23 protein-coding genes are annotated in these 25,394 nt (G+C 64.6%); 17 read left to right on the top strand and 6 right to left on the bottom strand.

Annotation, left to right across the window (positions count from 1 at the left end; genetic code table 11):
• Window positions 1–60: 60 nt before the first annotated feature.
• Window positions 61–273 (bottom strand): hypothetical protein, encoded by a 213-nt coding sequence (locus tag AB3X96_RS01680; RefSeq protein WP_013088095.1) that lies wholly within the window; start codon window positions 271–273, stop codon window positions 61–63.
• Between the two features lie 246 nt (window positions 274–519).
• Here AB3X96_RS01680 and AB3X96_RS01675 point away from each other — a divergent pair, with 246 nt between their 5' ends.
• The 6 genes from AB3X96_RS01675 to AB3X96_RS01650 all read left to right on the top strand — a co-directional run bounded on the left by AB3X96_RS01675 (window position 520) and on the right by AB3X96_RS01650 (window position 8,755).
• The gene (locus AB3X96_RS01675) at window positions 520–690 is read left to right on the top strand and encodes a hypothetical protein (protein WP_368588348.1); all 171 of its coding nucleotides are present in this window, start codon (window positions 520–522) and stop codon (window positions 688–690) included.
• 2 nt (window positions 691–692) lie between these two features.
• Window positions 693–3,875: an efflux RND transporter permease subunit gene (locus AB3X96_RS01670; protein WP_368588347.1), complete on the top strand. Its 3,183-nt coding sequence runs from the start codon at window positions 693–695 to the stop codon at window positions 3,873–3,875.
• 103 nt (window positions 3,876–3,978) lie between these two features.
• Window positions 3,979–5,301 carry an efflux RND transporter periplasmic adaptor subunit gene (locus tag AB3X96_RS01665; protein WP_368588346.1) on the top strand — a complete coding sequence of 441 codons (1,323 nt, stop codon included), beginning with the start codon at window positions 3,979–3,981 and terminating at the stop codon, window positions 5,299–5,301.
• Window positions 5,302–5,309: 8 nt separating this feature from the next.
• Entirely contained in the window at window positions 5,310–6,878 is a 1,569-nt protein-coding gene (locus tag AB3X96_RS01660) for an efflux transporter outer membrane subunit (RefSeq protein WP_368588658.1), read from the top strand.
• Between the two features lie 219 nt (window positions 6,879–7,097).
• Entirely contained in the window at window positions 7,098–8,288 is a 1,191-nt protein-coding gene (locus AB3X96_RS01655) for an MFS transporter (protein WP_368588345.1), read from the top strand.
• A 284-nt stretch (window positions 8,289–8,572) separates the two neighbouring features.
• Window positions 8,573–8,755: a hypothetical protein gene (locus tag AB3X96_RS01650; RefSeq protein ID WP_008923386.1), complete on the top strand. Its 183-nt coding sequence runs from the start codon at window positions 8,573–8,575 to the stop codon at window positions 8,753–8,755.
• A 102-nt stretch (window positions 8,756–8,857) separates the two neighbouring features.
• On the opposite strand, the gene mgrA is transcribed toward AB3X96_RS01650, so the two are convergent.
• Window positions 8,858–9,901, bottom strand: a complete 1,044-nt coding sequence (gene mgrA, locus AB3X96_RS01645; RefSeq protein ID WP_368588344.1) for an L-glyceraldehyde 3-phosphate reductase — start codon at window positions 9,899–9,901, stop codon at window positions 8,858–8,860.
• Window positions 9,902–10,128: 227 nt separating this feature from the next.
• Between mgrA and AB3X96_RS01640 the strand changes: the two genes are divergently transcribed.
• Window positions 10,129–10,335: a DUF3185 family protein gene (locus AB3X96_RS01640; RefSeq protein ID WP_152851698.1), complete on the top strand. Its 207-nt coding sequence runs from the start codon at window positions 10,129–10,131 to the stop codon at window positions 10,333–10,335.
• Between the two features lie 30 nt (window positions 10,336–10,365).
• Here the strand turns inward: AB3X96_RS01640 and AB3X96_RS01635 are convergent, their stop codons facing one another.
• Entirely contained in the window at window positions 10,366–11,127 is a 762-nt protein-coding gene (locus tag AB3X96_RS01635; protein WP_368588343.1) for a phytanoyl-CoA dioxygenase family protein, read from the bottom strand.
• Window positions 11,128–11,641: 514 nt separating this feature from the next.
• Between AB3X96_RS01635 and AB3X96_RS01630 the strand changes: the two genes are divergently transcribed.
• Window positions 11,642–12,004, top strand: a complete 363-nt coding sequence (locus AB3X96_RS01630) for a hypothetical protein (RefSeq protein WP_176109803.1) — start codon at window positions 11,642–11,644, stop codon at window positions 12,002–12,004.
• Window positions 12,005–12,171: 167 nt separating this feature from the next.
• Here the strand turns inward: AB3X96_RS01630 and metK are convergent, their stop codons facing one another.
• On the bottom strand, window positions 12,172–13,359 hold the full coding sequence (metK, locus tag AB3X96_RS01625; protein WP_176122339.1) for a methionine adenosyltransferase: 1,188 nt from the start codon (window positions 13,357–13,359) through the stop codon (window positions 12,172–12,174).
• A gap of 285 nt (window positions 13,360–13,644) precedes the next feature.
• Between metK and AB3X96_RS01620 the strand changes: the two genes are divergently transcribed.
• The 9 genes from AB3X96_RS01620 to hslU all read left to right on the top strand — a co-directional run bounded on the left by AB3X96_RS01620 (window position 13,645) and on the right by hslU (window position 23,392).
• Complete coding sequence (locus AB3X96_RS01620) at window positions 13,645–14,529, top strand: lipid A biosynthesis lauroyl acyltransferase (RefSeq protein ID WP_368588342.1); 885 nt, start codon at window positions 13,645–13,647, stop codon at window positions 14,527–14,529.
• A gap of 229 nt (window positions 14,530–14,758) precedes the next feature.
• Entirely contained in the window at window positions 14,759–15,694 is a 936-nt protein-coding gene (gene dapF / locus AB3X96_RS01615; RefSeq protein WP_368588341.1) for a diaminopimelate epimerase, read from the top strand.
• A 57-nt stretch (window positions 15,695–15,751) separates the two neighbouring features.
• Window positions 15,752–16,498 (top strand): DUF484 family protein, encoded by a 747-nt coding sequence (locus AB3X96_RS01610; protein WP_368588340.1) that lies wholly within the window; start codon window positions 15,752–15,754, stop codon window positions 16,496–16,498.
• Between the two features lie 23 nt (window positions 16,499–16,521).
• Window positions 16,522–17,445, top strand: coding sequence for a tyrosine recombinase XerC (xerC, locus tag AB3X96_RS01605; protein ID WP_368588339.1), 924 nt, complete (start codon window positions 16,522–16,524; stop codon window positions 17,443–17,445).
• Window positions 17,446–17,506: 61 nt separating this feature from the next.
• On the top strand, window positions 17,507–18,709 hold the full coding sequence (locus AB3X96_RS01600; protein WP_368588338.1) for a class I SAM-dependent rRNA methyltransferase: 1,203 nt from the start codon (window positions 17,507–17,509) through the stop codon (window positions 18,707–18,709).
• A 234-nt stretch (window positions 18,710–18,943) separates the two neighbouring features.
• Complete coding sequence (locus tag AB3X96_RS01595; protein WP_368588337.1) at window positions 18,944–20,044, top strand: GTP-binding protein; 1,101 nt, start codon at window positions 18,944–18,946, stop codon at window positions 20,042–20,044.
• Between the two features lie 684 nt (window positions 20,045–20,728).
• Complete coding sequence (gene dksA / locus AB3X96_RS01590; RefSeq protein ID WP_008923580.1) at window positions 20,729–21,148, top strand: RNA polymerase-binding protein DksA; 420 nt, start codon at window positions 20,729–20,731, stop codon at window positions 21,146–21,148.
• A 350-nt stretch (window positions 21,149–21,498) separates the two neighbouring features.
• Window positions 21,499–22,035: an ATP-dependent protease subunit HslV gene (gene hslV / locus AB3X96_RS01585; RefSeq protein WP_176109811.1), complete on the top strand. Its 537-nt coding sequence runs from the start codon at window positions 21,499–21,501 to the stop codon at window positions 22,033–22,035.
• Window positions 22,036–22,045: 10 nt separating this feature from the next.
• Window positions 22,046–23,392, top strand: coding sequence for an ATP-dependent protease ATPase subunit HslU (hslU, locus tag AB3X96_RS01580; protein ID WP_368588336.1), 1,347 nt, complete (start codon window positions 22,046–22,048; stop codon window positions 23,390–23,392).
• A gap of 104 nt (window positions 23,393–23,496) precedes the next feature.
• Here hslU and AB3X96_RS01575 read toward each other — a convergent pair whose 3' ends face one another.
• Together AB3X96_RS01575 and AB3X96_RS01570 are read right to left on the bottom strand one after the other, a co-directional pair.
• Window positions 23,497–24,039 (bottom strand): response regulator transcription factor, encoded by a 543-nt coding sequence (locus tag AB3X96_RS01575; RefSeq protein ID WP_013088076.1) that lies wholly within the window; start codon window positions 24,037–24,039, stop codon window positions 23,497–23,499.
• Window positions 24,036–25,346, bottom strand: coding sequence for an ATP-binding protein (locus tag AB3X96_RS01570; RefSeq protein WP_368588335.1), 1,311 nt, complete (start codon window positions 25,344–25,346; stop codon window positions 24,036–24,038). Before AB3X96_RS01570 ends, AB3X96_RS01575 begins: the two co-directional genes overlap by 4 nt.
• Window positions 25,347–25,394: the final 48 nt, after the last annotated feature.

Below are 25,394 nucleotides of genomic sequence, written 5' to 3'. Positions count from 1 at the left end.
TCACTACAACCCGCTCCTGCGTGTCACACAACGGCAATGAGCAACAGGTGAGCCTCTCGTTCAATGCGTCTGCGCGCCGGCCGGACGTATCAGGTCGCCGGTATCGATCAGATCTTCGAGGAAAAAGGGTTCGGTATTGAGCTGCCGCGATGCGCCGGGTTCGCCGGCGTACCACGCCACCATCGCCATGTCGCCAAGAATGCGCATGACGATTCCGCGCGCGCCTTGCGGCACGGCGATATGTACCGATCGGACAATGGAACCGACTTGCATGATAATTCCCCGCTTCACTTAGCCGGCTTTATGATTTCGCGCCGGTCGAGGTGATGATAAAAACGCCGCTTCGCATTGGACGTTGCGTGCGCACTTAATCTGTCGCGCGCATGGCGCGTGAGAGCTTCGAGTCATTGTTGCCGCTTTGCAGGGCTTTGGGAAGGCGAATAGAAGGCTTTCACCAGTCGTTTCGCCCTATTCCCATTACGCTGCGCACAGCCGATGATCTCGGCGTCAGACGTCGTAATGAAGACCATCATAAACCCTGCCGGGGGAGACATCAAAAACGTGCATTACCAGAACGATCTACCAGATGCGAGTGAGGCGCAGCTTCGCACCTGCCTTCGCGCCGACCGGCGCGCCTCCGTTTCCGATCCGCGCGGCGCGAGTGCCGCTGATTTCATTCGACTGCGCTAGTCATGTGGATCGTTCGTCTCGCGCTACGGCGCCCCTATACGTTCGTCGTGCTGGCGTTGCTGTTGCTGATCGTCGGGCCACTGACGATTCTGCGCACGCCCACCGACATCTTTCCGAACATCGATATTCCGGTGCTGTCGGTGATCTGGTCGTACAACGGCCTGCCCGCCGACGAAATGGAGCGGCGCATCGCGCTGAACTACGAGCGCGGCTTGTCGGTGGCGGTCAACGATATCGAACACACGGAATCGACGTCGCTGAACGGCATCACGGTCATCAAGATCTTTTTCCAGCCGGGCGCGAATATCGACGAAGCACTCGCGCAGGTCACCGCGCTGTCGCAGTCGCAAGTGCGCTCGCTGCCGCCCGGCATCACGCCGCCGTTCATCCTGCGCTACAACGCGTCGACGGTACCGATTCTGCGGCTCGCGTTGTCGTCCGCGTCGCTGACCGAGCAGGAGCTGTTCGACTTCGGCAATAACTTCCTGAAGACGCAGCTCGCCACCGTGCCGGGTGCATCCGCGCCGCTGCCGTATGGCGGCAAGCAACGGCAGATCATGATCGATATCGATTCGCGCAAGCTGCAGGAGCGCAATCTGTCGCCGATGGACGTGGTCAGCGCGGTCTCCGCGCAGAACCTGATTCTGCCTTCTGGCACCGCGAAAATCGGCTCGACCGAGTACTCGGTGGTAATGAACGGCAGCCCCGATTCGCTCGCCGGGCTGAACAACATTCCGATCCGCACCACCGCAAACGGCACCGTCTATATCCGCGACGTCGCGCACGTGCGCGACGGCTACCAGCCGCAGACCAACATCGTGCGCGTGAACGGCCAGCGCGCCGCGCTGCTGACGATCAACAAAAGCGGCAACACGTCCACGCTCGATATCGTCGACCGCATCAAGACGATGATGCCGACGCTGCGCAATCTGGTGCCGCCGTCGCTGAATATCGACCCTGTCGCCGACCAGTCGCTGTTCGTGCGTGCATCGGTGGAGGGCGTGTTGCGTGAAGCGCTGATCGCCGCGTGCCTGACGGGCCTGATGATTCTGCTGTTCCTCGGCAACTGGCGCGCGACGCTGATCATCGCGGTATCGATTCCGCTGTCGATGATCACGTCGATCATCGCGTTGTCGGCGCTCGGCCAGACGATCAACATCATGACGCTCGGCGGGCTCGCGCTCGCGGTCGGCATTCTGGTCGACGACGCGACCGTCGCGATCGAGAACATCAGCCATCAGCTCGAACAGGGCAAGACGCTGGAACAGGCGATTCTCGACGGCGCGCATCAGATTGCGATTCCGACGCTCGTGTCGACGTTGTCGATCTGCATCGTGTTCGTGCCGATGTTTCTGCTCACCGGTGTCGCGCACTATCTGTTCATTCCGCTCGCCGAAGCGGTGGTGTTCGCGATGCTCGCGTCGTACTTCTTCTCGCGTACGCTCGTGCCGACGCTCGCGAAGTATCTGCTGCGCTATCACCACAAGCCCGCTGATCTGCATCACGCGCCGGCGCAAACACGCAATCCGTTCATGCGCGTGCACTACGCTTTCGAGCGCGGTTTCTCGCGTTTGCGCGAGCGCTATCGCGTGTTTCTCGAAGCGCGTATCGCGCGGCCGGGTCTGTTCGTCACGCTGTTTCTCGTGTGCTGTGGCGCGTCGCTGCTGTTGCTGCCGTTTATCGGCCGCGACTTTTTCCCCGCCGTCGATGCCGGCACGATCGCACTGCACATGCGCGCGAAAACCGGCATGCGGGTCGAGGAAACGGCGGTGCTGACCGATCGAGTCGATGCGCGCATCCGTCAGCTGATTCCGGCCGGCGAACTGCATTCGATCATCGACAACATCGGCCTGCCGGTGTCGGGTATCAACCTGTCGTACAGCAACACGGGCACGATCGGCACCTCCGACTCGGACATCCTGATCACGCTGAACCCCGAACATCATCCGAGCACCGGCTATGTGCGCACCTTGCGGCGCACGCTCACCGACGAATTCCCCGGCGTGCAGTTCGCGTTTCTGCCGGCCGATATCGTCAGTCAGACGCTGAATTTCGGCATGCCGTCGGCGATCGATATCCAGCTCGTCGGCCGTGAGGTGGCCGCCAATCGTGCGTTCGCCGCGAAGCTGCTGAACCGTCTGCGCACGGTGCCGGGCCTCGTCGATGCGCGCATCCAGCAGCCCGCCGATCTGCCGCGGATTTTCATCGACGTCGATCGCACGCGCGCGCAGCAAGCGGGCTTTTCGCAGCGCGATATCGCGAGCAATCTGCTGATCACGCTGTCGGGCAGCCAGCAGACCACGCCGACGTTCTGGCTCAATCCGCGCAACGGCGTCAGCTACAACGTGATCACGGAAGCGCCGCAATACACGATCGATTCGCTGCAATCGCTCGCGAACATTCCGTTGAACGCCAACGGGCGCAACAACATTCTCGGCTCGCTCGCGACGATGCGCCGCGAAGCCAGCAACGCGGTGCTCACGCACTACAACGCGCAAACCACGATCGACATCTACGGCACCGCCGACGGCCGCGATCTCGGCGGCGTGTCCGACGACATCCGCAGGATCATCGACGAATCGAAAGCCGAGTTGCCGAAGAGCTCGACGATCGAACTGCGCGGCCAGGTGCAAACGATGAACGAGTCATTCTCGGGCCTGCTCGCCGGTCTGCTGTTCGCGGTGCTGCTCGTGTATCTGCTGATCGTCGTCAATTTCCAGTCGTGGCTCGATCCGTTCATCATCATCACCGCGCTGCCGGGCGCGCTCGCGGGCATCGTGTGGATGCTGTTCCTCACCCACACGACGCTGTCGATCCCTGCTCTCACCGGCGCGATCATGTGTATCGGCATCGCGACCGCGAACTCGATTCTCGTGATCAGCTTCGCGCGCGAACAGCTGCTGCTGCACGGCGACGCGACCCGCGCGGCGATCGAAGCGGGCTTTACGCGTTTCCGCCCGGTGCTCATGACCGCGCTCGCGATGGTGATCGGCATGGTGCCGATGGCGATCGGTCTCGGCGAAGGCGGCGAGCAGAATGCGCCGCTCGGGCGCGCGGTGATCGGGGGGCTCGCGGTCGGCACGCTGGCAACGCTGATCTTCGTGCCGGTCGTGTTCTCGATGATCTATCGACGGCTCGCGGCGCGGCATCAGCGTGCCGCGGAACACGTGGTGCAGAAGCCATGAACATCCAGCACGCGATGACCGTACCAACTGGCACGCGCAACATGCGATGCCACGACACAAGAGGCAGCCTCGACTGCCCATGCAATTTCGAAGGGGAAGCTTGATGGAAGCACAACGTCCCGGCGGCTCGGGTTCGGGTTCGGGTTCAGGCTCTGGCTCCGGCGGTCAAGCCGCGCACGATCCGGCGAAAGCGCGACGCACGCGCCTGATCATGATCGCCGCCGCCGTCGCGGTGCTCGCGCTCGCCGCGCAAGGCATCTGGTCGCGCCACGATGCGCATGCAGCGCTCGAACGCGATGCCGAGCACACGAGCCAGATGAGCGTCGAAGTCGTGCAGCCGCAGAAGTCGTCGGCCGGGTTCGATCTGACGTTGCCCGGCAACGTGCAGGCCTTCCTCGACACGCCGATCTACGCACGCACCAACGGCTATCTGAAGAAGTGGTACGCCGACATCGGCGCGCGCGTGAAGAGCGGCCAGTTGCTCGCGGAAATCGACACGCCCGAAATCGACGACCAGTTGCGCGCCGCCCGCGCCGATCTCGCGAACGCCGAAGCGAATTACGCGCTGGCGAAGAGCACCGCGGATCGCTGGACGGATATGTTCAGAAGCAAGTCGGTGTCGAAGCAGGAGACCGACGAAAAAGTCGGCGACATGCTCGCGAAAAAGGCCACGCTCGACGCCGTGCGTTTCAACGTCGCACGACTCGAAAAGACCCAGTCGTTCCAGAAAGTCTATGCGCCGTTCGACGGCACCGTGACCGCGCGCAACGTCGACGTCGGCGCGCTGATCGACGCGGGCAGCTCGGGCGGTCCCGCGAAGGAACTGTTTCATGTCGCTCAGGCGGACCGGCTGCGCGTCTATGTGAACGTGCCGCAAGCGTACGCGCAGCAGGTGCGCGCGCAGCAGAGCGCGTTTCTGACGCTGACCGAGATGCCGTCGCGGCACTATCCGGGCACGGTCGCGCGCACCGCCGGCGCGGTCGATCCGCAGCAGCGCACGATGCTCGTCGAAGTCGACGTCGACAATCGCAGCGGCGAGCTGTTGCCGGGCGCGTACGCGCAGGTCCATTTCGCGCTCGGCGCGGGCACGGCGTCGTTCACGCTGCCAGGCAACGCGCTGCTGTTCCGCCCCGACGGCGTCAAGGTCGCGACCGTCGATCCGCAGCACAAGGTGAAGCTGCTGCCGGTATCGCTCGGCACGGACTTCGGCACGCGCGTCGCGATCGTGGCGGGCTTGCAGGGCAACGAGCAGGTGATCCTGAATCCGCAGGATTCCATCGTCGATGGCGCACCGGTGCGCATCGTGCCGCGCAAGGCGGAAGACGGTCCGGCTTCGGAAGGCGCGGCTGCAGGCGCCGGTGCGACCGGCGCGGCGGCCAACTCGCCGGCGGCGCTAGCCGGCGCGCGGCCGGGCGCGAGGACGTGATGATGAAGATGTCGGTTTTGCGGCGCGTGCTTGCGTCTTCGGCTGAATTCGCGCGCGGGTCGGCGAGCGTTTCCATTCGCGCCCCGGCAGTCGCGCTGGCTCTCGCCGGCGCGCTCGGCGCCTGCACCGTCGGCCCCGACTACGTGAAGCCCGCCGCCGTCACGCCCGCGACCTGGCGCGAACTCGAGGGCACCGGCTGGAAGCCCGCGCAACCCGCTGACACGCTCACGCGCGGCGCGTGGTGGCGCATCTACGGCGACGCATCGCTCGATGCGCTCGAACCGCAGGTCGCGAGCGCGAACCAGGACGTGCAGGCCGCCGAGGCGCGCTTTCGCGCGGCGCGCGCGAGCGTCGCGCAATATCGCTCGCAATTCTTCCCGGTGGTCACCGCGGGCGTCCAGTATTCGCGCACGCGGACCTCGGAGAACGTGCTGCATAAATCGACCGCCGGTCTCGCGCTGAACGACTATCTGGTGCAGGTCGACGCGTCGTGGGAACCCGATCTGTGGGGCCGCGTGTCGCGCAGCGTCGAAGGCGCGAAGGCTGGCGCGCAGGCGAGCGCCGCCGACGTCGACGCCGCGCTACTGTCGATGCAGGCCGAGCTCGCCACCGATTACTTCGAGCTGCGCGGGCTCGACCAGGAGCGCCGACTCCTCGACGACACGATCAAGGCCTACCAGGAGGCGCTCGAACTGACGCAGCATCGCTACGCCGGCGGCATCGCGACCGATGCCGATGTCGCGCAGGCACAAGCGCAGCTGAAGACGACCCAGGCGCAGGCGCTCGATCTCGGCGTGCAGCGGGCGCAGCTCGAACATGCGATCGCTATCCTGATCGGCCAGCCGCCGTCGGGCTTCACGCTGCCGGTCGCGCCGCTCGTCGCGGTGCCGGTCGTCGCGGCGACCGGCGTGCCGTCCGGATTGCTGGAGCGGCGTCCCGACATCGCTGCGGCCGAGCGGCACGTCGCCGCGATGAACGCGCAGATCGGCGTGGCCACCGCGGCGTTTTTCCCGAACCTGGTGCTGGCCGTGACTGGCGGACTCGAAGCGACCAATTACAGCCAATGGCTGCTCGCGCCGAGCCGGCTGTGGTCGCTGGGGCCGACGCTCGCGGGCACACTGCTCGACTTCGGCGGCCGCGCGGCCGCCAAGGATCAGGCGCGCGCGCACTACGACGAAAGCGTCGCGCAATATCGGCAAACGGTGCTGAACGCGTTCGGCCAGGTCGAGGACAATCTCGCCGCGCTGCGCGTGCTGGAACAGGAAGCGGCCGCCCAGGACGACGCGGTCGCGGCCGCGCGGCGCGCGCTCGCGGTCGTGTCGGACCGCTACCGGAACGGCGCGATCACCTATCTCGACGTGGTCGTCGCGCAGACGACCACGCTCACCAACGAGCGCAACGCGGTGTCGATCGCGCGCCGCCGGATGGCCGCGAGCGTCGCGCTCGTGAAGGCGCTCGGCGGCGGCTGGGATACGTCGGGACTGCCGGGCGACGATGTGATCGGGCATCCGCCGTCCGCGACTTCGGGTGCGACGCAGACGCCGGCGCCGGCCAACGACGCGGGCGCGCACGGCTAGCCCCGGGAGACGGGCGCGCGACATGCGAGGCGTGAAGGGCGCGCGCGTTGCCCACGCCACGGGCTCGAAGCGAGTTTTCAGCGTATCCTTAACGCCTTTCGCGCGTTTCCGTGTGACCCAAGGAGTTCTGTTGTGACCCTGCCGCCGCAATCCCAGCGGACTGCATCTGCCGTTCCGTCCCGCGTTGCAGCTTCAGTTGCTTCCACCCGCACCGCCAGCGTGTCGGACATCCCCTATCTCGAACGCGGCTCGCGCGCGTACTGGCGCGCCAGCCTCGCGCTGCTGTTCGCCGGCTATGCGACGTTCTCGCTGCTTTACTGCGTGCAACCGCTGCTGCCGTCGTTTTCCGAAGCGTTCAACGTGACGCCGGCGCAAAGCAGTCTGTCGCTGTCGCTATCCACCGCGGCGCTGGCGCTGGCGATTTTCGTCGCCGGTTTCGTCTCCGAGGGTTGGAGTCGGCACAAGCTGATGACGCTGTCGCTGACGGTGTCGTCGGTGCTGACGATTGGCGTATCCGTGGCGCCGCACTGGAATCAGCTGCTCGTGCTGCGCACGCTCGAAGGGCTCGCGCTCGGCGGCGTGCCGGCCGTCGCGATGGCCTATCTCGCCGAGGAAGTGCATCCCGACGGTCTCGGTCTCGCGATGGGTTTGTACGTCGGCGGCACCGCGATCGGCGGGATGGCAGGGCGGGTGATCACCGGCGTGGTCGCCGATCTGTTTTCATGGCGCGTCGCAATCGGCACGATCGGCGTGCTCGGCCTGCTGTCGATGCTCGCGTTCCGCGCACTGCTGCCTCCATCACGCCATTTCGTGCCACGCCGCGGGCTCGGCTTCGCGCATCACCGCACGCTGCTGTTGCGGCAGTTCACGCGACCGGGCTTGCCGCTGCTGTTCCTGCTCGGCTTCGTTCTGATGGGCAGCTTCGTCACGCTGTACAACTACATCGGCTACCGGCTGCTCGCGCCGCCGTATCGGCTGAATCAGACGGAGATCGGCGCGATCTTCATCGTCTATCTGGTCGGTGTGGTCGCGTCGCCGTGGTCCGGGCGCATGGCCGATACGTTCGGCCGCGCGCGCGTGCTGATCGGGAGCCTGCTGCTGATGGTGTTCGGCCTCGCGCTGACGATGCTGCATCCGCTCGCGGCGGTCGCGACCGGCATCGCATGCGTGACGTTCGGGTTCTTTGCCGGGCATTCGGTCGCGAGCGGCTGGGTCGGGCGTCTGGCGAAAGACGCGAAAGGCCAGGCCGCGGCGCTGTACCTGCTCGCGTACTACATCGGCTCGAGCCTGGTCGCCTCGTATGGCGGCCGCGTGTGGGCCGGTCATGGCTGGAACGGGGTCGTCGGGCTGGTCGGTGCGCTGCTCGTGATCGGCTTGATCGCGGCGAGGCACTTGCGCGGACGCGAATAGCCGCACGCAGTCACCGATCCCGCGTGGATCGGCGGAAAAACGAAAGGCTCGCGTAAGCGAACGCTCGATACTTTCCGCCGTGTTTTGTTGCGCCGCGCCAATCGCCGCACGCCCGCCGCGCCGGGGTTCAGCAGCTTGCGAATACGCGCCGACGCGTAAGCTCGCGCGGTCGCGCCGCTCCGTCCGTCTCCTATACTCGATTCGTGCACTGGTACTGCATGATTTCAAAGCCGCAGCCTCTGCCGGAACGACATAGCATCCATCCTGCATGGGAGGAGACGAAGATGACGTACTTCACGATCGGTGATTTCATCCTGGTCATTCCGATGGCGTTAGCGGGTGCGCTATTCGTCGGCGCGCTGCCCTGCAAAACCGAGTTGCGACACAACGCGCTGCGTGTGCTGGGCGCGCTGATCGGTGTGATGTGCGCGGTGGCGCTGGTCGAGGGTCTGCCGGCGCTCGTGTAGCAGCGCGGCGCGAAGTACCAACGAAAAAGCCGCACGCTGAGCGTGCGGCTTCGTTTTGCCGTTCGTTCGGTCCGCCTGTTGCGCGGACGGCTCCTCACGCGATCAGATCGCCTGGTCCGTCGATGGCTTTTCCCACAGGTTGATCCCGCCTTCGGTCGCATAGCGATCGATTTCGGCGAGTTCGTCGGCCGAGAATGCGAGGTTCTTCAGCGCGCCGACGTTCTCGCGCACCTGCTCCGCGCGGCTCGCGCCGATCAGCACCGACGTCACGCGCTGATCGCGCAAGGCCCATGCGAGCGCCATCTGCGCGAGGCTCTGACCACGGCGCTGCGCGATGTCGTTGAGCTTCCTCACGTGATCGATGTTCTGCGGGCTCAGATGCTCGTCTTTCAACGAACCGCCGCCCGGCTTGTTGACGCGCGCATCGGCCGGCACGCCGTTCAGGTACTTGCCGGTCAACAGCCCCTGCGCGAGCGGCGTGAACGCGATCGCGCCCGCGCCGACCTCGGCGAGCGTATCGAGCAGGTCGTGTTCGATCCAGCGGTTCAGCATGTTGTAGGACGGCTGATGGATCAGCAGCGGCACCTTGTATTCGGCGAGCAGCCTGGTCATTTCGCGGGTCTTCGCCGACGAGTACGACGAGATGCCGATATAGAGCGCCTTGCCCTGCTGCACCGCGCTCGCCAACGCGCCCGCGGTTTCCTCGAGCGGCGTGTGCCCGTCGAAGCGATGCGAATAGAAGATGTCGACGTATTCGAGGCCCATGCGCTTCAGGCTCTGGTCGAGACTCGCGAGCACGTACTTGCGCGAGCCGCCGCCCTGGCCGTACGGACCCGGCCACATATCCCAGCCGGCCTTCGACGAAATCAGCAGCTCGTCGCGATACGGCTTGAAATCGTCCTTGAACAGACGGCCGAAATTGGTTTCCGCGCTGCCGTACGGCGGGCCGTAGTTGTTCGCCAGATCGAAGTGCGTAATGCCGAGGTCGAACGCCGTGCGCAGGATGTCACGCTGCGTCGAGATCGGCGTGGTGTCGCCGAAGTTGTGCCACAGGCCGAGCGACAGCGCCGGCAGTTTGAGACCCGACTTGCCGCAGACGCGGTATTGCATGTCCGAATAGCGTTCTGAAGCTGCTTCGTAAGCCATTGCTAGTGTCCTTGTCGATGAGATCGCCCGAGAATTGCGGGCGTGAGGATTCGCGCGTTGCGGGAGGCGTGCTGCTCGGGGGATTTATTGTCGTGATGTCGCCGTGGTGCGGCTAGACCGCTATGTTAGCCAATCGACGCGGCGCTTGCAGGCACCCAGTATGCGGGATGGACGAGCACGCGCGGCTCACCTACACTCTGGCCGGTTCAAGTTGATGGGAGGTGCAGATGGCGAAGGCGATTTCGATCGCGCTGATTGTCGGCGGCATCGTGCTGCTGTATTTCGGCGGGCAGGCGTTCAATTCGGTGAGCAGCGACGTGTCGCGCTTCTTTACCGGTTCGCCGAGCAACAAGGCGATCGTGCTGATCGTCGCGGGAGTGGTGGCGACGCTCGCCGGGCTGACGGGAATCGCGATGTCGGGGCGCAAGCGCTGAGCGTCCGCGCGAGGCCCGCGACGAAAATAGCTAGAACGCGATCTCGGGCTTCGCGGCCGAGCGCGTGCCGGGCAGCGGCACGTTGCTTACGCCGTGATAAGTGAACACCAGCGAGAACTTCACCTGATCGCTGAGATTCTTGCCGGCCGAGTGGAGCGTGTTGCAGTGGAAGAACACCACGTCGCCGGTCTGCAGCTCCGGCGACACCGCGGTGCGGATCGCCGCCTCGTTCTCGGCGAGATCCGTGCGGAAAAATTTCGCTTCGTCGAAACGGTCGGACGTGAAGGCGGCGCCATGCGATTGCGGCACGAACCACAGCGCGCCGTTATCAATGGTTTCCGGGCCGACCGCGAGCCACACCGACACCAGGTCGTCGCGCTCGAACGACCAGTAACGCACGTCGCGATGCCAGCCGGTCAGGCTGCCGTATGCGGGGTGCTTGGTCATCATGCAGTTGTGATGCGCGCGCGACAGTCGCGGCTCCTCGCCAAAATACAGTTCCATCCAGCCACGGATTTCGGGCGCGGTCGCCCATTGCGCGAACGCGGGGTGACGACCGTACGCGTCGAGCAGGCGCCGCACCGTATGTCCGCCCGGCGCATCTTTCGATGACGGCGCGCCCGGATACTTCAGATCCGCTTCGAATTCGATCGGCGCCGCCGCTTCCTGCAGTTGCCGCTGTGCGATCCGCTTCAGCTCGTCGCAACGCTCGGGCGACACGAGTCCTGGCACGACGACAAAACCCTGCTCCCGCAACGTTTGAATCTGCTCTTTCTTCGAATGGAGTGACATGGCGTTCCGTTAACGTCGACTAACTGATGTTCGATTGTAAAACGGGCGCGATTGGGGCGCGTTGTTTCGCGGCGCGCCAATGCACCGGTTTCAAGCGTGCGGCGCACCCGCATCGCACATTCGCTGGTCAAATATGCACGCAAATCGCCCGTCAAAAGCGAAACCAGATTGGTGTCGGCGACGATTCGATCCTGAGGGATTCGATCTCGCAGGGTACTAACCCGACTTTCTGACGTCACGATTCCCGTGTAGCCTGCTCGCATGTCGATCGCCGCTTACGCAGTTTTCTATCGTGCGCAGGCCGTCAAGGCTCGTGCCGTCGGTTTCTCCGCGTTGTACCTTCGCTGCGCTGCGCGCCGTGTTTCGCGTCGCGATCTCCCGCGATACGAGCCGCACCGAATATCCGGCTTTCAGGCCGTCCATCGCAACCCCGTCATTGGCACATATGGTGCTGCTTGTCCGTGCACATCCGATGCACGCACCGACGTGCGGTTCATTGCCTAAATGTGAAGCCATGCATACTCTTTTGAGCACCCGTCTTACCCGCGCCGCGCTGAAAGCGGCGCGTCCCGCGCGCCGTCATATGATGCGGGCGCTGCGTCACCATGCCGCGCGCACTCGCGCGCTCGGGGAGCAGTGGCGCGACGCGAAGGCCGTCGACGGCTTTCGCACCTGGTTCCATACGTTCTTCTCGGCGCTGCGCCAGCAGAGCGGCACGCGCCGTCTGTCGCTGCGCACATTGCTGCGCAAGCCGACACCGTTGCACCTCGCGGTCGCGAAACGCGCGCCGGCGGTGCGCACGCCCGCGAGCCGCCGACCGCGTCGGCTGTCGACGAGCAGCAGCGGGTGGTTCGCGTTTGCGTTTGCGAGCCGCTGAGATTGCTGGGCCGGTGAGTTGCTGTTGCGCGTTGAGTGGCTAGTGCAAGACTTCGAGCGCGACGGCATCGTTACGCAATCGACGGACGAAGAAAAACCCCGCCCGGCTCACGCCGGCGGGGTTTTTTGCTTTCAGGTAACGATCGACTCGCGCTGGTTACGCGCTGGTTACGCGATTGCCGCGACCGGCTCGGTGCCTGCCGCTTCGGCGAGTGCGAGCGCCTTGTCGGTGGCTTCCCACGTGAATTCCGGCTCTTCGCGGCCGAAGTGGCCATACGCCGCGCTCTTCTCATAGACCGGGCGCAGCAGGTCGAGCATCTGGATGATGCCCTTCGGACGCAGGTCGAAATGCTGACGCACGAGTTCCGTGATCGTCGCATCCGACACGCGGCCGGTGCCGAAGGTGTTGACCATCACCGAAGTCGGCTGAGCGACGCCGATCGCGTACGACACCTGGATCAGGCAGCGCGACGCGAGGCCCGCGGCCACGATGTTCTTCGCGACGTAACGGCCGGCGTAAGCTGCCGAGCGGTCGACCTTCGACGGGTCCTTGCCCGAGAACGCGCCGCCGCCGTGCGGTGCCGCGCCGCCGTAGGTATCGACGATGATCTTGCGGCCCGTCAGACCGCAATCGCCCTGCGGACCGCCGATCACGAAGCGACCGGTCGGGTTCACGAGGTACTTGATATCACCCTTCATCAGCTCGGCCGGCAGCGTCGGCTTGATCACTTCTTCGATCACCGCTTCGCGCAGCGTGTCGAGCTCGATGTCCGGCGCGTGCTGGGTAGACAGCACGACCGTGTCGATCGAATGCGGCTTGCCGTCGACATAGCGCACGGTCACCTGCGACTTCGCGTCCGGACGCAGCCAGGGCAAACGGCCGTCGCGGCGCAGATTCGCCTGACGCTCGACGAGACGGTGCGACAGGTGGATCGGCAGCGGCATCAGTTCCGGCGTTTCCTCGCACGCGTAACCGAACATCAGACCCTGGTCGCCCGCGCCTTGATCGAGGTTGTTGTCGTGCGCGCGGTCCACGCCCTGGGCGATGTCCGGCGACTGCTTGTCGTAGGCGACGAGCACCGCGCAGCCGCGGTAGTCGATGCCGTAGTCTGTGTTGTCGTAGCCGATGCGCTTGATCGTGTTGCGCGCGATCTGGATGTAGTCGACGTTCGCGGTGGTGGTGATTTCACCGGCCAGCACGACGAGACCCGTGTTGCACAGCGTTTCAGCCGCGACACGCGAGTACTTGTCTTGAGCGAGGATGGCGTCGAGGATCGCGTCCGAGATCTGGTCCGCGACTTTGTCGGGATGGCCTTCGGAAACGGATTCGGAAGTGAAGAGATAGTCGTTTGCCACGTTGCAGACTCCTGTTAGTGGTTACGGTTGCGTTCCACGTAGCCGACTTCGGGAGTCTGAAGCGGCGACGCTTTAGCGGATTACCTTACCGATGGACGCTTGACTCATGGAAACCCATGGACCGCACCCGCCGGCTTCGCCCCGCAAGTTGTCTATTAACTCGGCGAAGCCCTTATTATAGCGACTTCCTTTGAATGTCACAGAGTGTCCACGAGTGCGGTATCACGCCAATTTTTCCGCTCCCCGCAATCCCGCCCCTAGCAGCGCCGTGCGCCCGGAGGCTGCATGCTGAGCAGCTACGGCGCGAAGCTCGCGGTCGGGCTGCTCAAACTCTTTGCCTTATTGCCGTATGGATTCGTCGCCCGTCTCGGCGACGGGCTCGGCTGGCTGCTCTATCAAATCCCGAGCCGTCGCAAGCGCATCGTTCATACGAATCTGAAGCTGTGCTTCCCCGACTGGAGCGACGAGCGCCGCAAGGACGTCGCGCAGAAGCACTTCCGTCACGCAATCCGCAGCTATCTCGAGCGCAGCGTGCAGTGGTTCGGCTCGGCGAAGAAGCTCGAAAAGCTGATCCAGCTCGACAGCGCAATCGATCTGACCGACCCGAACCTGCCGCCGACGCTCTTTCTCGGCTTTCATTTTGTCGGCATCGAGGCCGGTTCGATTTTTCTGAACTACTCATTGAAGCGCCAGTGTGGCTCGCTGTATCAGCCGATGTCGAATCAGGAGCTCGAGGCAGTCGCGAAAGCGGCGCGTGCGCGTTTCGGCGCGGACATGGCAAGCCGCGCGGACAGCGCGCGCGTCGTACTGCGCTGGCTGCGCGAACGCAAACCGGTGATGCTCGGCGCGGACATGGACTACGGCGCTCGCAATTCGACGTTCGTGCCGTTCTTCGGCGTGCCGACCTGCACGTTGACCGCGGTCGGCCGTCTTGCGAAGGTCGGACACGCGCAGGTCGTACCGTTCATCGGCGAAGTGCTGCCGAACTACAAGGGCTACCGGCTCAAGGTCTTCAAGCCTTGGGACAACTATCCGACCGGCGATGATGACGCCGATGCGCGACGCATGAACGAATTTCTCGAAGAGCAGATTCCGCTGATGCCCGAGCAGTATTACTGGGTGCACAAGCGGTTCAAGACGCGACCGCCGGGAGTGCCGGGGGTGTATTGAAGATGGCGCTGGGACCCGGCTCCCAGCAGTCGGAGCACGTCGATGAGTGCACGGGAGGCGGCATCCAGGCCCCTTGCCCGCCATACCGTTTCCGATGGGCCAACGTGTATCATCTGCTATTGGCCCAGCACGGCTCGAAAGGGTGATTCACCCAACAGCCGGCAAGGCCCGGATTTTCGGCTCCGCCCGCACGCGCGAAGCCCTACGCAGCAACGGATACACGAAAAACGTGAAGCTCAAATTCACCAAAATGCACGGCGCGGGTAACGACTTCGTCGTGCTCGACGGCTATACCCAACCGCTTGAACTGACCACGGCGCAGGTGCGCGCGCTCGCGAATCGCCATTTCGGCGTCGGTGCCGACCAGTTGCTGCTGGTCGAAAAGCCGACCGTCGAAGGCGTCGATTTCAGATATCGCATCTTCAATTGCGACGGCGGCGAGGTCGAACATTGCGGCAACGGCGCGCGCTGCTTCGTCAAGTTCGTGCGCGAGCGCGGTCTCACCGACCAGCGCAGCGTGCGCGTGCAAGTCCAGAAAGGCACGATCACGCTGACGATGCAGGACAACGGCGAGGTGATCGTCGACATGGGCACTCCCGTGTTCGATCCCGAACTCGTGCCGTTCGCGACCAAAGGTCTGCAAGGCCGCCGCGAAGGCGCGGACACGCTCTGGCCGCTCGACGTGAACGGCACGACGCGCTGGATGTCGGTGGTGTCGATGGGCAACCCGCACGCGGTGCAGGTCGTCGACGATGCCGAGGCGTTCCCGGTGCTCGTCGAAGGCCCGGCCATCGAGCGGCACACGCGCTTCCCGCAGCGGGTCAATGCGGGCTTCATGCAGATCGTCAACCGCAACGAGATCAGGCTGCGCGTCTACGAACGCGGCGCGGGCGAAACGCTCGCGTGCGGCACCGGCGCGTGCGCGGCGGCCTCGGCCGGTATTCGGCGCGGGCTGCTGGATTCGCCGGTGCTCGTGCACACGCACGGCGGCGATCTGACGATCACGTGGGACATCGCGCAACCAGGCGCGCCGCTGCTGATGGCCGGCCCCGCGGCCACCGTCTTCGAAGGGGAGATCGAGTTGGCAGAAGAGGCGTCGAGCGCATCGCCCGACTCGTCGCAGCACAATCCGTCCAGCCCGGCCGCCGTGGCGCCCTCCGTCTAACTCATTGACCTACGCGCCGCCGCGAGGCGGCCATCCCGTAGTCCTCACGCCGAAACCATGAACGATCGCGAAGTCGCCGAATACCTGCTCGCCAATCCCGAATTCTTCGTCGAACACGCGGAAACGCTCGCGACCATCCGGCTCGCGAACCCGCACGGCAAAGCCGCGGTGTCGCTGCAGGAGCGGCAAATGGAGATGCTGCGCGACAAGAACAAGCATCTCGAACGGCGTCTGGCCGAACTGCTGCGCTACGGTCACGAGAACGACAGCATCGCGGCGAAGTTCAACCGCTGGACCATCCGCGTGATGGCTGAGCGCGATCCGTACGCGCTGCCGCGCACGATCGCCGGCGGTCTGCTCGATATCTTCGACGTGCCGCAAGCGGCACTGCGTGTGTGGGACGTCGCCGAGCCGTATGCGCAAGCCGACTTCGCGCGCCACGTCAGCGAGGAAGTGCGGATTTTCGCGGGCAGCCTGAGCACGCCGTACTGCGGCGCGAACACCGGCTTCGAGGCCGCGCAATGGCTCCCGCAGGCGGCGAGCGCGTCCAACGGCGCGGCCAACCCGCCGGCAAGCGCGACCGACGACCACAGCGCCCCATCGAGCGAAACGGCGCAGACCACCGAATCGATCGCGCTGCTTGCGCTGCGCGACCCCGAAGGTGCCGAAGACGCGCCGACGTTCGGCCTGCTCGTGATGGGCTCGTCCGACCCGCGACGCTTCCACGAAGGCATGGCCACCGATTTCCTCACGCAGATCGGCGCGCTCGCGAGCGCCGCGCTGAGCCGGCTGCTGCCGCGCTGAGCCACGCAACGTCACCGCCCACCGTGACCGCCGCCGACCCGATCGCCGCCTATCTGTCGCATCTCGAGCACGAGCGGCGGCTGTCGGAGCATACTCTGCGCGGCTACACGCATGAGCTCGCGGAACTGAAGCTGCTCGCCAAAGGCCGAGCGCTCGAAAGTCTCACCGCCGTCGACATCCGCGGCGCCGTCGCGCGCGCGCATGCGGGCGGCCTCACCGCGCGGTCGATCGGCCATCGGCTGTCGGCGTGGCGCGCGTTTTATCGCTGGCTTGCGGGCCAAATCGAGCTGCCGGCCAATCCGGTCGCCGCGGTGCGCGCGCCGAAGCAGGCGAAAACGCTGCCGAAGGCGCTTTCCGTCGACGACACCGCGCGCCTGATGGACAGCGCGCCCGCCGACTCCCCCGAAGGCCTGCGCGATCACGCGATGCTCGAGCTGTTCTACTCGTCGGGCCTGCGCCTCGCCGAACTGGTCCGCCTCGACGTGCGTTTCGCCGACATCGACGGTTATCGCTCGGCCGGCTGGCTGAAGCTCGATTCCGGCGAAGTCGAAGTGCTCGGCAAAGGCAACCGGCGCCGCGTCGTGCCGGTGGGCAGCAAGGCGGTCGCGGCGCTGAACGCATGGCTCGCGGTGCGCGAACGGATGGTCCGCCACGATCCGCATCCGCTCTTCCTGTCGGCGCGCGGCAACCGGCTGTCGCCGAACGTCGTGCGCGAGCGCGTGAAGCGCGCGGCGCTCGCGGCTGGCATTCCTGCCAACGTGCATCCGCACGTGCTGCGCCATTCGTTCGCGACGCACGTGCTGCAGTCGAGCGGCGATCTGCGCGCCGTGCAGGAGTTGCTCGGACACGCGAGCATCACCGCGACGCAGGTCTATACGGGCCTCGATTTCCAGCACCTCGCCCACGTCTACGACAGCGCGCATCCTCGCGCAAAGAAACGCAACTGATCACGCGACTGCCGCCGCGCGCCACGACGCGCCGCCATCGCTAGTACCTGACCGACACCTGATGAATACCGTTACGCTCAAACCGTCGAAAGAAAAATCGCTGCTGCGCCGCCATCCGTGGGTCTATGCCAATGCGATCGAACATGTCGACGGCCGCCCCGCGCCCGGCGCGACCGTGCTCGTGCGCGCGCACGATGGCCGCTTCCTCGCGCGCGCCGCCTACAGCCCGCACTCGCAGATCCGCGCACGCGTGTGGAGCTTCGACGAAGCCGAGCCGATCGATCACGCGTTCTTCAAGCGCCGCGTGCAGCGCGCGTTCGCGCATCGTCAGGCGATGGTCCGCGACACCGGCGCCGTGCGACTGATCTTCGGCGAGGCGGACGGTCTGCCAGGCCTGATCGTCGATTACTACGTCGCCGAGGACGCGGGTCAGCGCAGCCAGATCGTCTGTCAGTTCATGGCGGCCGGCGTCGAGGCGTGGAAGGACGCGATCGTCGCGGCGCTGATCGGCGCGACCGGCTGCCCGAACGTCTACGAGCGCTCGGACGTGTCGATCCGTCAGAAGGAAGGGCTCGAACAGGTCACCGGTGTGCTCGCGGGCGAGCCGCCTTCGGAGCAGCTGATCTCAAGCGAAAACGGCGTGCGCTATCACGTCGACGTGCGCAACGGCCACAAGACCGGCTTCTATGTCGATCAGCGCGATAACCGCCTGCTCGTGCAGCAGTTAGCGAAAGATCGCGACGTGCTGAACTGCTTCTGCTACACCGGCGGCTTTTCGCTCGCGGCGCTCAAGGGTGGCGCGAAGCGCGTGGTGTCGGTCGATTCGTCGGGTGAAGCTCTCGCGCTCGCGCAGCAGAACGTCGCGGCCAACGGCTTCGACGCCGATCGCGCGAGCTGGCTCGACGCCGACGCGTTCAAGACACTGCGGCGCCTCTACGACGAGGGCGAACGTTTCGACCTGATCGTGCTCGATCCGCCGAAGTTCGCGCCATCGCGCGAGCACGTGGACCGCGCGTCGCGCGCGTACAAGGACATCAATCTGACGGGCCTGAAGCTGCTGCGTCCGGGCGGTTTGCTGTTCACCTACTCGTGCTCGGGCGCGATCGACCCCGAACTGTTCCAGAAGATCGTGTCCGGCGCCGCCGCCGACGCCCGCGTCGACGCACGCATCCTGAAGCGGCTCGGCGCGGGCGTCGATCATCCGCTGCTCACGGCATTCCCCGAAGGGGAGTATCTGAAGGGCCTGCTGTTGCAAATCGCCTGATCGCCCATATTTCGTGGGCAATTGCGCGTGCCGGCGGCGGCAGCGGCCAGCCTCCGCGTAGCCGGCCATCAGCCGGCCGCAAGGCGGCCGCCCCTGCGCCCGCCAGGCAAATATGTTTCAATAACCGGCTGGACAGGGCCGCGCCATCTGGCTGCGGCGGCCGACCTCACGCTTCTGGCTAGCCTTGCGCTAGCGTTCGATCACGCACCGTTTCACGACTTACAGGCGACCCACATGATCCCAGTCACCATCCTGACCGGCTTTCTCGGCAGCGGTAAAACCACCCTGCTCAAGCGCATCCTGAACGAAAAGCACGGCATGAAGATCGCCGTCATCGAGAACGAGTTCGGCGAAGAGAACATCGACAACGAGATCCTCGTGCAGGACACGAGCGAGCAAATCATCCAGATGAGCAACGGCTGCATCTGCTGCACGATTCGCGGCGACCTGTCGCGCGTGCTCAACGATCTGGCCGCGAAGAAGCAGGCGGGCGAAGTGGACTTCGACCGTGTCGTGATCGAAACCACCGGCCTCGCAAATCCGGGCCCGGTCGCGCAAACCTTCTTCATGGACGATCAGATCGCGAGCGAATTCCTGCTCGACGCGATCATCACGCTGGTCGATGCGAAGCACGCGGACCGTCAGCTCGACGAGCACGAAGTGGTGCAGCGCCAGGTCGGTTTTGCCGACCGCCTGTTCATCACCAAGGCCGATCTCGTCGATGAGCGGCAGGCGGGCGATCTGCGTCACCGTCTGCTGCACATGAACCCGAAGGCGGCGATCAGGGTCGTCAATTTCGGCGAAGCGAACATCAAGGAAATTTTCGATCTGCGCGGCTTCAACCTGAACTCGAAGCTCGAAATCGACCCGGACTTCCTCGCCGAAGACGAACACGCGCACAACCACGCGCATGCGCACGACGAGCACGGCCACACGCACGGCGACCATGATCACGATCACGCCAACTGCGATCACGACCATGGCCATTGCGATCACGAAGGCCACGATCATGAGCACCACCACCATGCTCATCACGACGACAAGATCAAGTCGTTCGTGTACCGCAGCGACCGTCCATTCGATCCGAACAAGCTCGAGGACTTCCTCGGCGGCATCCTGCAGATCTACGGCGAGCACCTGCTGCGCTACAAGGGCGTGCTGTACATGAAGGGCGTCGATCGCAAGGTCGTGTTCCAGGGCGTGCATCAAATGATGGGCAGCGACCTCGCCGCGAAATGGCAACCGGCCGAGAAGAAGACCAACAAGATGGTGTTCATCGGCATCGAACTGCCGCGCGACCTGATCACCGACGGTCTCGACGCCTGCCTCGCCTGAGCGGGCGCAGCGCCGTCACACCAGCAAACCCCGTGAAAGGCCCACGACACGCCGCGCATAGCGCGGCATGCGTCGTGCTACTTCTATTGCGCCGAGACGCCCGACGCCGACTGCGCGGGCGTGAATCCTCTGCAGAAACTGCGATGCCGTGGCACCGAGACCGTGCGATTGCCGGCTATATGAAAACCGCGTGAAAACCCTGCTGCATTAAAGCGTGCACGACCATCGCTTTTTGGCTTTGTGCGCGTTATATTTTCGGGATATCGCTGCACCGCAGGCGGAATTTCGGCAGTTGCGGTGCCGGATTGTGATTCAGTTACAATACGTGCCCACTGGAGAATGACAACGAATTGCCCGGTCGCGCGTATCCCGCGACGGGCCTGAAACGGCGCCGGAAAATCTTGTCCGGAGACACGCCGAAAACGCCGGCGGGCACGGCCTGAAAGGGCATGCGCTTGTCGGCGAGCGATGCCTCAGGAGCATGTGTGAATCGGTTTCCAGAGGAGTTCGGCCCCGCAGCGGCGTAGCTAGCAGCGCCCGGTGTGCGTGGGCGCCAGGCGCTTCGGCGTCACGACAGCCCAACGTTCGTGACCACCCTGCGCCGCGCGTCCACGCGACGCGTTTGCGGGCAATACGAAAGTGCGGGCACTATGAGTTTTGCCTCACATTGAAGAAGTAAGCCAGATGACGACGAAACGACTCTTGACCGAAGCCGAAATCCTGAAGATGAGCGACAAGGATTACATGAATGAGGATCAGCTCGCCTTCTTCAAGAACAGGCTCGAACAGTTGCAGGCGGACATTCTCCGCAATGCTGGCCAGACGACCGAGAACCTGCGTGAAACGGTCATCGTGCCGGACCCGGCCGATCGCGCCACGATCGAGGAAGAGCATGCGCTCGAACTGCGCACGCGCGACCGCGAACGCAAGCTGCTGAAGAAGGTGCAGCAATCGATCGCGCGCATCGAGGCGGGCGACTACGGCTGGTGCGAAGAAACCGGCGAGCCGATCGGCATTCCGCGTCTGCTCGCACGGCCTACAGCCACGCTGTCGCTCGAAGCACAAGAGCGCCGCGAACTGCGCCAGAAACTGTTCGGCGACTGATTAGCCGAGGCGCGGCTTCGGCCTGGCGCCCTGAAAACGCTGCTTCGTCGAGAGGCGCACGGTGAACCGTGCGCCTTTTCTTTTTGCGCGACATCCGCGCAAGCTCCGCCATCCCTCCCGTCCCGCCTCGCGTTCCCGCCTCGCGTTCCCGCCTCGTTTCTCAGGCTTCCTGAGCGAATTTTCAGTTTTTCTCCCTAGGCCTTCCGGCGGATCTTGATATGACCGCGCCCGCCCTAAAATAGATCGGACATGCGCTCACGAGCGCGCCAGGCGGCGCGCCGTCCGCTGACTGGATTCATGCGGTAGCGCAGCGCTGCCGCGTCCTACCCGTTTTGCAAAGAGGAACGCATATGGAGCAATTTCACGGCACGACGATCGTTTCCGTGCGGCGCGGCAACAAGGTGGCGCTCGGCGGCGACGGCCAGGTGACGCTCGGCAACATCGTCATGAAAGGCGGCGCGAAGAAGGTCCGGCGCATCTATAACGGCAAGGTGCTGGTCGGCTTCGCCGGGGGCACGGCGGATGCCTTCTCGCTGCTCGACCGCTTCGAGGCGAAGCTCGAAAAACATCAGGGCAATCTGACGCGCGCGGCCGTGGAGCTCGCGAAAGACTGGCGCACCGATCGCATGCTGCGTCGTCTCGAAGCGATGCTGATCACCGCGGACGCGACCACCACGCTCGTCATCACCGGCAACGGCGACGTGCTCGACCCCGAAGGCGGCATCTGCGCGATCGGCTCGGGCGGTGCGTACGCGCAGGCGGCCGCGAAGGCGCTCTCCGACAACACCGAGCTGTCGCCGCGCGACATCGTGGAGAAATCGCTGGAAATCGCCGGCGACATGTGCATCTACACGAACCATAACCGCGTCATTGAGACGATCGAGTAAGGACCCATCGATGAGCACCATGACCCCCGCCGAGATCGTCTCCGAACTCGACAAACACATCATCGGCCAAGGCCGCGCGAAGAAAGCCGTGGCCGTCGCGTTGCGCAACCGCTGGCGCCGTCAGCAGGTCGACGAACCGCTGCGCCAGGAAATCACGCCGAAGAACATCCTGATGATCGGACCGACCGGCGTCGGCAAGACCGAAATCGCGCGGCGTCTCGCGAAGCTCGCGGACGCGCCGTTCATCAAGATCGAAGCGACCAAGTTCACCGAAGTCGGCTACGTGGGCCGCGACGTGGACAGCATCGTGCGCGACCTGATCGAGATTTCCGTCAAGCAGACTCGCGAAACCGAAATGCGCAAAGTGCGGACCAAGGCCGGCGATCTGGCGGAAGACCGCATTCTCGACATCCTGCTGCCGACCGCACGGCCGGTCGGCTTCGGTTCGAGCACGAGTTCGACCGATACCGCCGATGAAGGCAGCACGACGCGTCAGACGTTCCGCAAGCGCCTGCGCGAAGGCCAGCTCGACGACAAGGAAATCGAGCTCGACGTCGAGCAGCCGCAGGTCGGCATGGACATCATGGGGCCGCCGGGCATGGAAGACATGACCGAGCAGATCCGCTCGATGTTCGCCAACATCGGCGGCGGCAAGAAGACGCGCCGCAAGATGAAGGTGAAGGAAGCGCTGAAGGTGCTCACCGACGAAGAAGCCGGCAAGATGCTGAACGACGAAGAGGTGAAAGCCAAGGCGGTGCAGAACGTCGAACAGAACGGCATCGTGTTTCTAGACGAAATCGACAAGATCGCGTCGCGCAACGAAGCCGGCGGCGGTGAAGTGTCCCGTCAGGGCGTGCAGCGCGATCTGCTGCCGCTCGTCGAAGGCACGACGATCAACACCAAGTACGGCATGGTGAAGACCGATCACATCCTGTTCATCGCGAGCGGCGCGTTTCATCTTGCGAAGCCGAGCGACCTGATCCCGGAACTGCAGGGGCGCTTTCCGATTCGCGTCGAACTCGACTCGCTGTCGGTCAAGGACTTCGAATCGATCCTCGTGTCGACGGATGCGAGCCTCGTCAAGCAATACCAGGCGCTGCTCGCGACCGAAGACGTGCACCTCGAATTCGCCGACGACGGCATCCGCCGTCTTGCCGAGATCGCGTACTCCGTCAACGAGAAGACTGAGAACATCGGCGCGCGGCGTCTTTATACGGTCATCGAAAAGCTGCTCGAGGAAGTGTCGTTCTCGGCCGGCAATCATTCCGGCCGGACAGTGCAGATCGACGCGGCGTATGTCGATCGCGCGTTGAACGAAGTCGCGGAAGACGAGGATCTGTCGCGCTACGTGCTGTGATATGCGCGGTGACAGCGCCAAGCGCTGATGCATACGCTGATGCATAAAAAACGGGCTGCCTTCGCATTGGCAGCCCGTTTTGCTTTGTGCCGCCCGATCGCGGCCTACTGCCTCACCGGCCGCTTCGCCAGCTTGCGCTGCAACGTGCGCCGATGCATGTTCAACGCGCGCGCGGTCGCCGAGATATTGCCGTTGTGTTCGGCGAGCACCCGCTGGATATGTTCCCATTCGAGCCGCGCCACCGACAGCGGCTGCGGATGCTCGATCGCCTCCTCGGCCTGCAACGCGCTCGCCTCGCTTTGCAGCGCCGACAGGATCGTCTCGACGTTGGCGGGCTTCGCGAGATAGTTGTCGGCGCCGTCCTTGACCGCCTGCACCGCGGTGGCGATGCTCGCGTAGCCGGTCAGCACCAGCATGCGCGCATCGGGCTGCAGGTCGCGTAACGGCGCGACGAGCGTCAGGCCGGAGTCGTTGCCCAGATGCAGGTCCACGGTGATCTCGCTGAACTTCTGCTGATTCGCGAGCCGGATCGCCTCGTCCGCGTTGTGCGCTTCGCTCACCGTGTAGCCGCGCCGCGTCAAGCCGCGCGCCAGGATGCCGGAGAACACTTCGTCGTCGTCGATCACCAGAAAATTCTTTTCGCTCATGCCTGTTTCTCCGTGTTGGATGGCGCGGCGCCTTGCGGGCTCGCTCCGGAAATCTTGCGCGCGCCGAGCGGCAGTCGCAGCACCGCACGCGTGCCGCGCGGCCGGCCGCCGTTGGCGTCGGTCAGCTCGATCGATCCCTTCAGACGCGCCGCCGCCGAAAACGCCAGATACAAGCCGACGCCGTGACCGCCCTGCGTGCTCTCCACCGGCATCGTGCCGAGCGAGCCGCGCAGCGCGACCGGAATGCCAGGACCGTGGTCACACACTTCGAATACGATCTGGTCGCCGCGTGGCGCGAGCGTGCAAGACAGCGTCACGTGATCGCGGCTCGCGCGCGCGGCGTTGTCGAGCAGGATCGTCAGTATCTGGCTGACGGCCACCGTGTCGTTGAGACTGACATCGGCGGGCGGCGTACCGAGCCGCTCGAACTTCACGTGCGGATGGCGCAGGCGCCATTGCTCGGCAAACGATTCGAGCCATTCGTCGACCGGCTGACGGTTCGTCGTGGTCGTCGCGCGGCTGCGCAGGCGCGCGAGCGCCGACGTGCACAGCGTCATCTGCTGCTCGAGCAGTTCGAGATCGGCGCGGTAGGGAGCGAGTCCCGCGTCAGTGCGCGCCGCGTCGCGCAATTCTTCTGACAACATCGCGATTGTAGACAGAGGTGTACCGATTTCGTGAGCCACGGTGGCCGCCTGCACGCCGAGCGCGACCGCCCGTTCGTCCTGGAGCAAGCGCTGCTGCGCTTCTCCAAGCGCTGCGTCACGAAGCCGCAGTGCCCGCGACATGCGCGCGACGAACCACGCGATCAACCCTACGCTGACCATGAAATTGACCCACATGCCCGAGCGGTAGTAGTCGAACAGGTTGGCGGGATTCTCAAGATTGAGCGGCACCGAATCGAAACTGAGCATCGCGTAGCAGGCGACCGCGAACGCCGCGAGCCAGGCCATCAGATACCACGGCAGCACGGCCGCCGCGATTGCAAGCGATGGCAGGTATAGCGATACAAACGGGTTGGTGGTGCCGCCGGACAGGAACAGCAGCGCCGACAACGCGCCGAGATCGACCCAGATCTGCCCGAACAGCTCGATGTTGGACTCGGGTCGCTGCTGCGACACGCGAAACCATGTGAGCGCATTGAACAGCACTTCCAGCCCGATCACGAGCAGCATCGCGGGCAACGGCAGATTGGCGCCGATGAAGATCTGCACGAACGCGATCGTCAGCAGCTGACCAATGATCGCGAGGCTGCGCAGCCAGAACAGATGACCGAGATTGACGCGGCCGGTGTTGGTTATACGTTGCATGACCCTAGTCTACTCGTTCGGACCCGCATGGCTGACCAGGCGGCCGAG

This window comes from Paraburkholderia sp. BR13439, assembly GCF_040948805.1.
GTDB lineage: Bacteria > Pseudomonadota > Gammaproteobacteria > Burkholderiales > Burkholderiaceae > Paraburkholderia > Paraburkholderia youngii.
The sequence above is the reverse complement of the archived record's forward strand: the minus strand, read 5'-3'. Positions and strand labels throughout refer to the sequence as shown.

What these genes read in the sequence shown, in the direction of transcription:
- AB3X96_RS01675 (WP_368588348.1), top strand. Translation starts at nt 520, where the DNA reads ATGAAGACCATCATAAACCCTGCCGGGGGAGACATCAAAAACGTGCAT.
- AB3X96_RS01620 (WP_368588342.1), top strand. Translation starts at nt 13,645, where the DNA reads ATGCTGAGCAGCTACGGCGCGAAGCTCGCGGTCGGGCTGCTCAAACTC.
- AB3X96_RS01650 (WP_008923386.1), top strand. Translation starts at nt 8,573, where the DNA reads ATGACGTACTTCACGATCGGTGATTTCATCCTGGTCATTCCGATGGCG.
- AB3X96_RS01600 (WP_368588338.1), top strand. Translation starts at nt 17,507, where the DNA reads ATGAATACCGTTACGCTCAAACCGTCGAAAGAAAAATCGCTGCTGCGC.
- hslU (WP_368588336.1), top strand. Translation starts at nt 22,046, where the DNA reads ATGAGCACCATGACCCCCGCCGAGATCGTCTCCGAACTCGACAAACAC.
- AB3X96_RS01595 (WP_368588337.1), top strand. Translation starts at nt 18,944, where the DNA reads ATGATCCCAGTCACCATCCTGACCGGCTTTCTCGGCAGCGGTAAAACC.
- AB3X96_RS01680 (WP_013088095.1), bottom strand. Translation starts at nt 273, where the DNA reads ATGCAAGTCGGTTCCATTGTCCGATCGGTACATATCGCCGTGCCGCAA.
- AB3X96_RS01570 (WP_368588335.1), bottom strand. Translation starts at nt 25,346, where the DNA reads ATGCAACGTATAACCAACACCGGCCGCGTCAATCTCGGTCATCTGTTC.
- dksA (WP_008923580.1), top strand. Translation starts at nt 20,729, where the DNA reads ATGACGACGAAACGACTCTTGACCGAAGCCGAAATCCTGAAGATGAGC.
- AB3X96_RS01670 (WP_368588347.1), top strand. Translation starts at nt 693, where the DNA reads ATGTGGATCGTTCGTCTCGCGCTACGGCGCCCCTATACGTTCGTCGTG.
- AB3X96_RS01635 (WP_368588343.1), bottom strand. Translation starts at nt 11,127, where the DNA reads ATGTCACTCCATTCGAAGAAAGAGCAGATTCAAACGTTGCGGGAGCAG.
- AB3X96_RS01610 (WP_368588340.1), top strand. Translation starts at nt 15,752, where the DNA reads ATGAACGATCGCGAAGTCGCCGAATACCTGCTCGCCAATCCCGAATTC.
- mgrA (WP_368588344.1), bottom strand. Translation starts at nt 9,901, where the DNA reads ATGGCTTACGAAGCAGCTTCAGAACGCTATTCGGACATGCAATACCGC.
- AB3X96_RS01660 (WP_368588658.1), top strand. Translation starts at nt 5,310, where the DNA reads ATGTCGGTTTTGCGGCGCGTGCTTGCGTCTTCGGCTGAATTCGCGCGC.
- hslV (WP_176109811.1), top strand. Translation starts at nt 21,499, where the DNA reads ATGGAGCAATTTCACGGCACGACGATCGTTTCCGTGCGGCGCGGCAAC.
- AB3X96_RS01630 (WP_176109803.1), top strand. Translation starts at nt 11,642, where the DNA reads ATGCATACTCTTTTGAGCACCCGTCTTACCCGCGCCGCGCTGAAAGCG.
- AB3X96_RS01665 (WP_368588346.1), top strand. Translation starts at nt 3,979, where the DNA reads ATGGAAGCACAACGTCCCGGCGGCTCGGGTTCGGGTTCGGGTTCAGGC.
- AB3X96_RS01575 (WP_013088076.1), bottom strand. Translation starts at nt 24,039, where the DNA reads ATGAGCGAAAAGAATTTTCTGGTGATCGACGACGACGAAGTGTTCTCC.
- AB3X96_RS01640 (WP_152851698.1), top strand. Translation starts at nt 10,129, where the DNA reads ATGGCGAAGGCGATTTCGATCGCGCTGATTGTCGGCGGCATCGTGCTG.